The sequence below is a fragment of the Methylobacterium sp. SD274 genome (assembly GCF_017355285.1).
Lineage (GTDB): Bacteria > Pseudomonadota > Alphaproteobacteria > Rhizobiales > Beijerinckiaceae > Methylobacterium.
The window spans coordinates 43628-54107 of record NZ_JADIJP010000030.1; the positions used below are offsets into that span (position 1 = coordinate 43628).

The 10480-nt window shown below is 62.6% G+C and carries 8 protein-coding genes and 2 pseudogenes; 4 read left to right on the forward strand and 6 right to left on the reverse strand.

Going from position 1 to position 10480, the window contains the following annotated elements; translation table 11 throughout:
* Positions 1-243: 243 nt before the first annotated feature.
* From IPV08_RS20510 to IPV08_RS20525, 4 genes and pseudogenes are all read left to right on the forward strand, one after another.
* Positions 244-459 (forward strand): annotated as a pseudogene (locus IPV08_RS20510) (NAD(P)H-binding protein); the annotation flags it as partial.
* A gap of 308 nt (positions 460-767) precedes the next feature.
* A complete protein-coding gene (locus tag IPV08_RS20515; RefSeq protein WP_207413316.1) occupies positions 768-1049 on the forward strand; it encodes a type II toxin-antitoxin system RelE/ParE family toxin in 282 nt (93 codons plus the stop codon).
* A gap of 17 nt (positions 1050-1066) precedes the next feature.
* A complete protein-coding gene (locus IPV08_RS20520; RefSeq protein ID WP_207413297.1) occupies positions 1067-1423 on the forward strand; it encodes a HigA family addiction module antitoxin in 357 nt (118 codons plus the stop codon).
* Positions 1424-1486: 63 nt separating this feature from the next.
* Positions 1487-1720: a DUF2171 domain-containing protein gene (locus tag IPV08_RS20525; protein ID WP_207413299.1), complete on the forward strand. Its 234-nt coding sequence runs from the start codon at positions 1487-1489 to the stop codon at positions 1718-1720.
* A 902-nt stretch (positions 1721-2622) separates the two neighbouring features.
* Here the strand turns inward: IPV08_RS20525 and IPV08_RS20530 are convergent.
* The 6 genes and pseudogenes from IPV08_RS20530 to IPV08_RS20555 form a co-directional block, all read right to left on the reverse strand.
* Positions 2623-3183: pseudogene (locus IPV08_RS20530) on the reverse strand (DUF3734 domain-containing protein); the annotation flags it as partial.
* A 538-nt stretch (positions 3184-3721) separates the two neighbouring features.
* Positions 3722-4813: a TRAP transporter substrate-binding protein gene (locus IPV08_RS20535; RefSeq protein ID WP_207413302.1), complete on the reverse strand. Its 1092-nt coding sequence runs from the start codon at positions 4811-4813 to the stop codon at positions 3722-3724.
* Between the two features lie 79 nt (positions 4814-4892).
* The gene (locus IPV08_RS20540; protein WP_207413304.1) at positions 4893-6776 is read right to left on the reverse strand and encodes a TRAP transporter large permease subunit; all 1884 of its coding nucleotides are present in this window, start codon (positions 6774-6776) and stop codon (positions 4893-4895) included.
* Positions 6777-6827: 51 nt separating this feature from the next.
* The gene (locus tag IPV08_RS20545) at positions 6828-7472 is read right to left on the reverse strand and encodes a TRAP transporter small permease subunit (RefSeq protein ID WP_207413306.1); all 645 of its coding nucleotides are present in this window, start codon (positions 7470-7472) and stop codon (positions 6828-6830) included.
* A gap of 710 nt (positions 7473-8182) precedes the next feature.
* Positions 8183-9571 (reverse strand): ATP-binding protein, encoded by a 1389-nt coding sequence (locus IPV08_RS20550; RefSeq protein ID WP_207413308.1) that lies wholly within the window; start codon positions 9569-9571, stop codon positions 8183-8185.
* On the reverse strand, positions 9568-10278 hold the full coding sequence (locus tag IPV08_RS20555; RefSeq protein ID WP_207413319.1) for a response regulator transcription factor: 711 nt from the start codon (positions 10276-10278) through the stop codon (positions 9568-9570). Before IPV08_RS20555 ends, IPV08_RS20550 begins: the two co-directional genes overlap by 4 nt.
* Positions 10279-10480 lie beyond the last annotated feature (202 nt).

Below are 10480 nucleotides of genomic sequence, written 5' to 3' on the forward strand. Positions count from 1 at the left end.
CGTAGCCCCTAAGGAGCGAAGATGAAGCAGATACACGCGGCGCCATGGAAGCAGCAACGTCGCCGATTAGTGCCACAAAAACCGGAGAAGGCGATGCGCTGCCCCGTCTACGGTCTTGCCTTCACCCTGGCTTTGGCTCCGGCCTCTGCGGCCGAGCCGATCACCGGCCAGGCCTTGATGATCGACGGCGATACCCTCCTGCACGAACACCGGGAGATCGCCGCCATCGCGATCACCTACGGAATGTTTCTGAGTGGGGTCTTTGCTCTCGCTGTCGAACAGCTCACCCGGCGTGGCGCCAGCGTCCGTGTTCTGACCCGCGATCCCGCCAAGGCCAGCTTCCCAGAAGGTGTCAAGGTTACAAAGGGCGACCTCCTCGACATCAAAGCGCTGCGCAACGCCTTCGCCGGTTTCAGCACGCTGTTCCTGCTGAATGCCGTGACAGGCGAGGAGTTCACCTAGGCGATCGACACTCTGCCGGCCTGAACTTGTGCGCCCCATAAAAGCGACCGAGTTTTTTAATGGGAATGGGGGCGGCCGAAGGGAAACGCGCTCAGACTCGCGCGCTCTAAAAGCCCATTTTCGAGAACCGGAGAGGGCCTGGCATCCGGTTCCGTGCGAGGATAAATTACGTCGATTAGGCGGGCTCATCGCCCCGCCTCGCCATTGGGCTTGACTAGAATTGTTGCACTGAATGGTACGTCCCGCTTGACCTGCATGTTGCAGTGAGCGATACATGTATCGACGAGTGCGACACGGGCGGCGTGATGATCCGCAGTTTCCATGACCGGATGACGGAGGCGGTGTTTCGGGGCCGCTGCCCGAAAGGCTTCCCGGCCGACCTCCTCAAGGTTGCCCGGCGCAAGCTCCGCGCTTTGCATAACGCTGTCGACCTAAAGGACCTGAAGTCACCGCCCGCGAACAAGCTCCACGCCCTAATCGGAGATCGCGCCGGGCAGCACGCAATCGCCGTCAACGACCAGTTCCACATCGTCTTCGTTTGGACTGACGCAGGACCGGAACGGGTCGAGTTCTGTGACTACCACTAGCCAAGGGGGGCTCTGCCATGTCCGACATGATCAGCATCACGACCCTTCGTCAGGCCTTCGAGGCTGGAGAGGATGTCGAGCGACTTCCGCCGCTCCATCCTGGGGAAGTCCTACGGGAGGAGTTCATGGTGCCACTCAGGCTGAGCGCTGGCGCAGTCGCTAAGGCACTCGGCCTTCCTCGCTCGCGCATCGAGCGCATCGCGAAGGAGGAGATCGGCATCAGCACCGACACCGCCCTCCGGTTAGCTCGGTACTTCGGTACATCGCACCAGTTCTGGCTCAACCTACAGGCTGATTTCGAGAGCGAGACCCTGCTTTCAGAGATCGGCCCGGAACTGGATCGCATCGAGCCGTTGCCGGCCGTAGCGGCCTAGCGCCGGTTACAAAGGAACGCCTCGACCCCCCTCCCGTTGAGGTCGGAACAGGGAGTGAAACCGATGGTCGATGTGTCTCAGATCAATGAACACGCTGACGTGGTCGGATCGGATGGCGTCCATGTGGGTACCGTCGATCATGTCGACCACGGTGAGATCAAGCTGACGAAGAAGGACTCGGCGGCCGAAGGGCTCCACCACTTCATTCCCATGGATTTCGTCCAAGCTGTCGAGGGCAACACGGTTCGCCTCGACCGCTCTGCGGAGGAGGTCAAGCGAGAGTGGTCGACATCCTGAACCCTTCCAGCCCCCTACCTATGGAGAATTGCTTTGGCCTCACGAGATGATGTCGCACCAAACGAAATCAGAACGCCGCCACCGGCTCACCCCGTAGAAAGAGTCAAGGAGCCGGCCGAACTCGCCGACGCCGGTCCAACAGGGCCACGCTCGGTAGAGCCTTCCGCGGATAAGGGGCCCTCGACGGGAGGATATGACGATCATTCCACGAGCAACCACCCTACCAATGAGAAGGGTGGTTACGGCGCAGGGTAAGGGCAAAGCGCCTTCGTGGTCTTGCAATCAGTTTCATAGTTTGAGTGCCATGAGGCTATCTCACGGATCACGTCACCAGCACCCGTTGTTCCGCACTTCATGGAGAGCGCTATGGTCGACAGTAACCAGCCTAAACCCGGTGACGAAGCCTCACCCGGCACGCCTGGAACAGGCGAAAACTTATGCCAAAGGTGCAGCGGCACCGGGAAAACTGGCTCAGACCCATGTCCTGACTGCAATGGTACAGGGAAAGTTATAACTGGAATCGGTGGCGGTTGAGGTTGTCGGCGTACTGTTCTTTCCTACACAGGCGATTGCATCCTCGGACATTGGCATTACGCCCCTCGCAACTGCAGCGGCTTTACGCTCCAGTTCTTCGGCCTTGAGATCCAGTCGGATGTCTTCGAGTTCAGCAGGTCCGATCATCGCAGTGCACTCCACGGCATATTGCGCCGCAAAGAAAGAACAAGCCTAGGGACGATAATCGTTCCATTGGCTTATTTCTCCGTACAAAATCTACGGTTTCTCTTGCTGAGGCATAAGCATCGAAACTTACCACTCCGTTCTCGTCCAACCAGCCCCGTGATCAGATCGGGGTAGGGCTGAGGGGAGAGAAGGTCGAGGCCTTCTTCCAGGCCGATCCTCAGTCAGGGGCTTGCGTAGACGAAGCGTTGGCCTGTTGGCATGTCGCCCGTCAGCCAGTCGGCGCCGCGCACCATATCGCGCGAGCCGGCATCCCAGCAATCACGGATCGACGAGGGCGAGAAGTCGAAGCTCTTGGCCGAGAGTTGATCGGCTCCTGCTTGATAGGCGAGGTGGAGAAGGGTCGCAATCGGTCCGTCAGGGTTCAACTGCTGTCGAAGCTCATACTCGCGCGTGAGCCCTGGGGCGGCGCGGCGAGCCGCACTGGCGAAGATCAGGTCGTTGGCGCGCTCCAGCACGGCATCCAGGGAGCCCGGTCGAGGGGCCTGCAGGCTGAACAGGTCCAGGGCGATGCAGAGGAGGTCACGCTCGGGTTCGTTCGCGAACACCGGATCGAGTGGTAGGTTGTTCGTGTAGCCGATATCGCACAACATCCGGCCGTCGATCTCCACCGGTGGGAAGGCTGGAAGAATGGCGGTGCTTGCCAGAATGTGCTCGGGCCGGACCGTCTCACTGGTGGTGTCGAAATAGACCTCCTCGCGCGTCGTGATATCGACGCAGGCTACGTATGGATCTGCGTCAAAGCATGACCCCTCCCACAATTCTGCTTAGGTCATTGCTAAATCGAGCGAATTTTTCTGCGAGTCGGGGTCACACTCGGCGCCGATTGTGACCCCACCCAAATCTCATATTTTGTTATTTTTTTTTAAAAGGCTTGGCAGCGCTTCTCATACGGTCATGCTTTGGCGCCGATCCACAATCAGGGTATTAGAGGTCGAAACCATCTTGTTTTCTCCGAAGTGTGTCGGCGCGTCATGCGGCGCTCCCGGCAACCGCTACCTCCGCCAATCCCTGGATAATCGATGGCGCGCTTTTGCGCGTCCACATCGAAGGTTGAGGCAGTCTCGCAAAGGTCAAAGGAAAGACCCGCCACGGCGAGAGCCGGGCGGGTGAGTGAGACGTCGTTCCGAAAGTGGAACTTCTTATCGTGGCACACAGTCCTCCAAGTGGAAAGGAAAACCGTCCCGAAATCCTACCTCGATAATCACTGTCCAGGAGAACCTAGCCAGCACGTCGTGGCGGTCGTGCAGGCCGGGTCCCATGTTAGTTCTTGGTTCGGTTCCGAATCATGAAGCCGTCGTAGGTATACTCCGCAACCTGGAACCAGAGGTATTCTTCGCCGCGGAAGGCACGCAAAGCGTCGATGCCCTTCTTGAAATCGAGGTTCTTGGCCGAGATCTCGGCGTAGACCTCGTTCGTGGCCTTCAGGGCGGCTTCCATGATTTCGTTCGAATAGGGCCGGAGCTGGGCTCCGGTGCCGATGAGGCGGCGCAAAGCGGCCGGGTTCCTGGCGTCGTATTTGGCCAGCATGTCGACATTGGCCGCCATCGCGGCGGCCTGTAGGATGGCCTGGTAGTTCTTGGGCAAGCTCTCCCACTTCGCTTTGTTGATGTAGAAGTGCAGTGTCAGACCGCCTTCCCACCAGCCAGGATAGTAATAGAATGGCGCCACCTTGTTGAAGCCGAGCTTCTCGTCATCGTAGGGGCCGATCCATTCTGCAGCGTCGATGGTTCCGCGCTCTAGCGCCGGGTAGATGTCGCCGCCTGCGACCTGCTGCGGCACGGCCCCGAGCTTGGCCATGACCTGCCCGGCGATGCCGGCGATGCGCATCTTCAGGCCTTGCAGGTCGGCGACCGTCTTGACCTCCTTGCGGAACCAGCCGCCCATCTGCGTGCCGGTGTTGCCGCCGGGCAGCGCATAGATGTTCTGCTTTGCCATGAACTCGTTGACGATCTCGTTGCCGCCTCCGTGATAGAGCCACGCGTTCTGCTGACGGCTGTTCAAGCCGAAGGGGACAGCGGCCCCAAGGGCGAAGGTCGGATCCTTGCCCGCGTAGTAATATCCGGCGGTGTGAACCATCTCGACGGTCCCGTTGCTGACCGCATCCGCCGCCTGAAAGGTGCCGACGATTTCGCCCGCAGCGAAGGGCTGAATCACAAACTTGCCGTCCGTGGCATCGGAGACGAATTTCGCGAGCACGTCGGCCGCGCCGTAGATCGTGTCTAGGGATTTCGGAAAGCCGGAGCTTAGGCGCCAGCGGATTTCGGGTGCCGACTGGGCGATGGCGGGGGCGGCGATGCTACCGGCTGCGACCGCGCCGAGACCGGCATTCTTCAGAAATTCGCGTCTCTTCATTGTTTCCTCCATTCGTTTCTTCGTTGCACCTCTGCGGTGGAGATCTCACTCCTCCGCGCGGGTCAGCCTGCGAGGCCGATCACTCGATCTTCGATGGGCCCAGATCGATGGGCGGCGCATCGTCGCCGGGACCGGCGCCCAGCCCCTGAAGATTGTCGAGCTGCTGCTGCACCGCGGCCGGATCGACCTTGGTGCCGCTCGACTTGTAGTGCGTGACCATTCCAGGGAAGAGGATCACCAGGGCGACCATGATGCATTGAATGATCACGAAGGGGATCGCCCCATAGTAGATCTGGCCCGTGGTGATGGGCTCCATGCGCTTGCCGGTGACGCGGTCGAGATAGGGCACCTTGGCAGCGACCGAGCGCAGGTAGAACAGCGCGAAGCCGAAGGGCGGGTGCATGAAGCTCGTCTGCATATTCACCCCGAGCATCACGCCGAGCCAGATAAGGTCGATGCCGAGCTTGTCCGCCGCCGGCCCGATTAGCGGGATGATGATGAAGGCCAGCTCGAAGAAATCGAGGAAGAAGGCGAGCAGGAAGATCAGGATGTTGACGAAGATCAGGAACCCGACCTGGCCGCCCGGCAGGTTGGTGAGCAGGTGCTCGACCCAGACGTGGCCGTTGACGCCATAGAAGGTCAGCGAGAACACGCGCGCGCCGATCAAGATGAACAGCACGAAGGTCGAGAGCTTGGCGGTGGATTCCGTGGCCTGCTTCACCAGGGAGAGGTTCAGGCGCGCCGGGTTGCGGTCAAGCAGGCGCTTGATGCCCGCGAGCACGAGGGAGCCGACCGCGCCCATGGCGCCGCCCTCGGTGGGGGTCGCGATGCCGATGAAGATCGTGCCCAGCACGAGGAAGATCAGCAGCAGCGGCGGCACCATGACGAAGGTGACCTGCTGGGCCATGCGGGAGATCAGGCGCAGGCCGGTCAGGCGCTCTACGACCCCGACGACCAGTGCGTACAGCGCGCTGGCCGCGACGAGTTCGAGGAGCAGGCCCCAGGTACCGCCATCGTTGGCCCGCAGGTAGACACTGAGCGCGACGAGGGCCAGTGCCAGCAGCGCGGATGCAACGACGCGCTGCGCGCCGAGGAAGCGGTTCATCACTGCGCAGACCAGCGCGACCACGGTGGCGATGCAGATCGTCAGGATGACGTAATCGGCGCCGCCCTTGGTGCCGGTCTGGGTCATCACCGCCATGCCGATCAGGGCGGAGAACATGACGAGGATTCCAAGCTGCCAGACGCCCCGGGCACCGTTCGCCTCCCGGTAGCCGATCGCGTCCCGGGGCAGGCCGGGTGCGGCCTTTGGCCAGATCAGGGTAACGAGGAGGACGTAACCGGCATACATCGCCGAGAGGACGAGGCCGGGAACGAAGGCGCCCTCGTACATGTCGCCCACCGATCGGCCGAGCTGGTCGGCCATGACGATCAGCACCAGGGAGGGTGGGATGATCTGCGCGAGTGTGCCCGAGGCCGCGATCACGCCGGTGGCGACGCGCCGGTCATAGCCGTAGCGCAGCATGATCGGCAGCGAGATGAGGCCCATCGAGATCACCGAGGCCGCGACCACGCCGGTGGTGGCGGCGAGAAGCGCGCCGACGAAGATCACGGCGTAGGCGAGACCGCCGCGAATGGTCCCGAAGAGCTGGCCGATCGTGTCGAGCAGATCCTCGGCCATGCCGGAGCGTTCAAGCACCAGCCCCATGAAGGTGAAGAACGGGACCGCCAGCAGCACTTCGTTCGACATCACCCCGAAGACGCGCTCCGGCAGGGCTTGAAGCAGCGGCCAGGACAGGCTGATCGTGTCAGGCGCGTAGGGCGCGAGTTCGACTGCCACCACGAAGAATAGCAGGCCGTTGGCGGCGAGCGCGAAGGCGACCGGATAGCCGAGAAGCAGGAACACGACGAGCGTCGCGAACATGATCGGCGCGAGGTTGTGGGCGATCAACTCGGCGAACATCGGACCTTGGTGGGTTCGAGAGCTGGGGACGGACGTGTCGGTGGGTCAGGCTTACGGGACTGCCTTCGGCGCGGGTTTAGGGCCCGCCTTCGGATCGGCCTCGAAAGCCGCCTTCGCCGGCTCGCCCGCGAGCTCCGCCACGAGGCGCTCGGCCTCCGACTCGGCGGCGGCGTGGTGACCGCCCGCGCTCGTCGTATCCTCGATCCGGCCGGCGAGGATCAGCAGGCGCTTGGTCAGTTCGGAGAGCCACTGCAGCCCGAGCAGGAATAAGCCGACGAGGATCAGCCCCTTTGCCGGCCAGATCAGCAATCCACCGGCGTTGGTGGAGACTTCGGCGGAATTAAAGGAGTTCAAGAAGAACGGCGTCGTCAGCCAGATCATCACCACCAGGAAAGGCAGCAGGAAGAACAGGTGCCCGAAGACGTCGACGAGGTCGCGGCCACGCTTCGAGAGCCGGCTTGACACGATGTCGATGCGGATATGCTCGTTGTCCTTGAGTGTCCAGGCGGCGCACAACATGAACACGGCACCGAACAGGTACCATTGCAGTTCGAGCCACGCGTTCGAGGAGGTGCCGAACAGCTTGCGCACGATCGCGTTCAGGGTGGACACGATCACTGCAGCCACGATCGCCCACGCGGCAGCCTTACCGATCCGCTCATTGAGCACGTCAATCCACCGGCTCAAGCGGAGCATGCGCGTCCTCCTCACGGGGTCGTTATTCGACGCCCCTATAAACTTTCTAGCGCGAAGCTCCGCCGAGATCAGCACGCGTTGTGAGAGTTCACAGTCTTTGTTACGGTCACCCGCGTCTAGGCGCCTGTCCCACGCATACCCGCGTCCGCGATCCGATCGGCGAGGGACGCCAGGATGTCCATGGCAGCCCTCCCTGGCCGCCGACGTTCGTCATCGCCCGCCAGCGGCGCGTTCGGCCATGACGACGGGCATCCGCAAGGGACGCCATCCGCGAATGGCGAAGCTCGCCGCCGAGAACGGGGCGGACATCGAGCTTCGATTGGGCCATTTCCTTGGGCTAGCGAACGGATCGGATTGACGACTGCGATTCCCGAAACGTTTCTGCCTGCCATTCGGCGATCAGACGCTCGGACTACTGCTACGAGTGGACGGTGTTGATGTCCGCTTGGAGCTTCCAGCGACAAAAGCAGTCGCACCGCTTTCCACCCGACCCGGTCGTTGGCCTTTGCCTCGACAACCTGGGAGCGGACCTTTCGAGAATCGGCAAGGGGGTCGGGACGGACCCAGGCCGGCGGTTCCATCCGTCGGATGTCGACCACCCGATGGAGCATGGGCTCGCAAACGCGAACCTGCTTTGTATCTCTCAAAAAAACTCCCGCTGCGCCGTTGTGCCGTGAGCGAGGGACGACGGTAAGTTTTGTAAGGCAGTTTCAGGCCGGGAGGGTCATGACGACGCGAAGTCCCGGCCGATTGTCTTCCAGCGCGAGCGTGCCCTGATGAAGGCGCACCACCGCATTGATGAGACTGAGCCCTAGACCGAATCCCGGCAGGGACCGCGCTTCCTCCAGGCGGACGAACCGGCCGAGCACGCGCCCGCGCGCCTCCTCGGGAATGCCTGGACCATTGTCGGAGACGATGACCGCAATGCCGGATCCGCGCTCTTCGGCGGTGACACGCACCGTTCCGCCGGCGCCGCCATATTTCACCGCATTGTCGATGAGGTTGGCGAGGGCCTGGCCCACGAGTTCGCGGTTGCCACGGATCATGAGCCCTTCGGGCGCCTCGATGGCCAGTTCCATCCCCCGCTCGGACGCCAGCGCCTCATAGAGTTCGCCCACCCCCTGCGCCACGAGGCCGAGATCGAACCGGGCCATGATCTCCTGTGCGTTTCCGGCCTCCAGCCGCGCGATCATCAGCAGGGCATTGAAAACCCGGATCAGGCCGTCGCTCTCCTCGATGACGCCCTCCATGGCGGCACGCAATTGCTCGGGCGTGTCGGCGCCGTGAAGCGCTTCGTCGGCGCGGTTGCGCAGCCGGGTGAGCGGGGTCTTGAGATCGTGGGCGATATTGTCGGAAACTTCGCGCAAGCCGCGCATCAACTCGCCGATACGCTCGAGCATCTCGTTGAGATTACTCGCCAGGCGATCGAGTTCGTCGCCGTTTCCGGCCACCGCGAGCCGCCCATCGAGGTCGCCGGCCATGATCCGGCGCGTCGTCTCGGTCATGGCGTCGACCCGCCGGAGAACGCGGCTGGCCACGAACCATCCCCCGACGACCCCGAGGATGACGACCAGGGCCACGGAAGAGCCGAAGGTCGTCGCGATGATGGAGCGCAGGCGGTCACGCTCCTCCACGTCTCGTCCGACGACGAGGCGGAACCCTCCGGGGAGAACGAAGACCTGCAGAATGGCGTGGCGGTCGAGCACGTCGGACTGACCGCTGCGGGCATAGGCGGCCTCGGTCTGGCCGGGCTGGGCCAGGGTTCCGTCGGCGAGCGCTCCCACATTGCCGACGACGCGCTCTCCCGCCGCCGTCGTCACCAGATAGAGGGAGGCTCCCGGTTCGCCGGCCCGGCGTTCGACGACGGAGATCAGCCGGCGCAGGCCTCCGGCCTTGTACTGCTCCGACAGGCCGTTGATCTCGGCCTCGATGGTCGACACCATCTGGTCGTCGAGCACGCGGCTCGCATTCCAGGCGACATAGCCCAAAGCCAGGAAGGCGAATGTCGCGAAGACGACCAGATAGGCGAAGGACAGCTTGAAGGCGGTCGTCCGGAACAGGTTCCGGATACGCGCGGGCAGACCGTCGGCCTCGCTCACGACGCGTCGGACGAGCGGGAGGAATCGTCCGGTCGCAGGATATAGCCGGCACCGCGGATCGTATGGATCAGGGCGGTGTCGAAATCCTTGTCGAGCTTGGCCCGCAGGCGTGAGACATGGACATCGATGACGTTGGTCTGCGGGTCGAAATGGTAGTCCCAGACATGTTCGAGCAGCATCGTGCGGGTCACGACCTGCCCAGCATGGCGCATGAGATATTCGAGCAGACGAAATTCGCGCGGTTGGAGCAGAATTTCATGGCCGCCGCGGGTGACGCGGTGAGACAGGCGATCGAGATGCAGGTCCCCCACATGATAGGACGTCGCCTCGGCGGTGCCGGGTGTGGATGCACGGCGCCGTGCCAACACCTCGGCGCGGGCGAGCAGCTCGGAGAAGGCATAGGGTTTCGGTAGGTAATCGTCGCCGCCGGCCCGCAGGCCTTTCACCCGGTCGTCAACCTGCCCGAGCGCCGAGAGAATCAGGATCGGCGTGGTGACTTCCTGCTCGCGCAGGGACCGAACCAGCGACAATCCGTCGAGCTTCGGCAACATGCGATCGACGATGAGGACATCGTAATCGCCCTCCCGCGCCATCGCATAGCCATCCAGCCCATCGACCGCATGGTCCGGCACGTGACCGGCTTCCTTGAAAGCCTTGACGAGATAGGAGACCGCCTCGCGGTCGTCCTCGATGATGAGAAGACGCATGGGGCCGGACGATACGTGGTCGGGAATGCGCGGGAAAGCCGCTTGAGCTTGGATCGGCACGAAGCCCCCTCCCCTCTTCTGAGACAGGAGGGGACTGTGCCAGGCCTCGCCTTACCTCCCTTTGGCCGGATCATGACCATCCGGTAAGAAAAGCGACTTGGAAACGCAAAACGCCCGCCTCGTGAGAGGCGGGCGTTTTGGT

Excerpts from the sequence above, each read along its gene's own strand:
- IPV08_RS20520 (WP_207413297.1), top strand. The coding sequence starts at position 1,067 with ATGTCCGACATGATCAGCATCACGACCCTTCGTCAGGCCTTCGAGGCT.
- IPV08_RS20515 (WP_207413316.1), top strand. The coding sequence starts at position 768 with ATGATCCGCAGTTTCCATGACCGGATGACGGAGGCGGTGTTTCGGGGC.
- IPV08_RS20535 (WP_207413302.1), bottom strand. The coding sequence starts at position 4,813 with ATGAAGAGACGCGAATTTCTGAAGAATGCCGGTCTCGGCGCGGTCGCA.
- IPV08_RS20545 (WP_207413306.1), bottom strand. The coding sequence starts at position 7,472 with ATGCTCCGCTTGAGCCGGTGGATTGACGTGCTCAATGAGCGGATCGGT.
- IPV08_RS20525 (WP_207413299.1), top strand. The coding sequence starts at position 1,487 with ATGGTCGATGTGTCTCAGATCAATGAACACGCTGACGTGGTCGGATCG.
- IPV08_RS20540 (WP_207413304.1), bottom strand. The coding sequence starts at position 6,776 with ATGTTCGCCGAGTTGATCGCCCACAACCTCGCGCCGATCATGTTCGCG.
- IPV08_RS20555 (WP_207413319.1), bottom strand. The coding sequence starts at position 10,278 with ATGCGTCTTCTCATCATCGAGGACGACCGCGAGGCGGTCTCCTATCTC.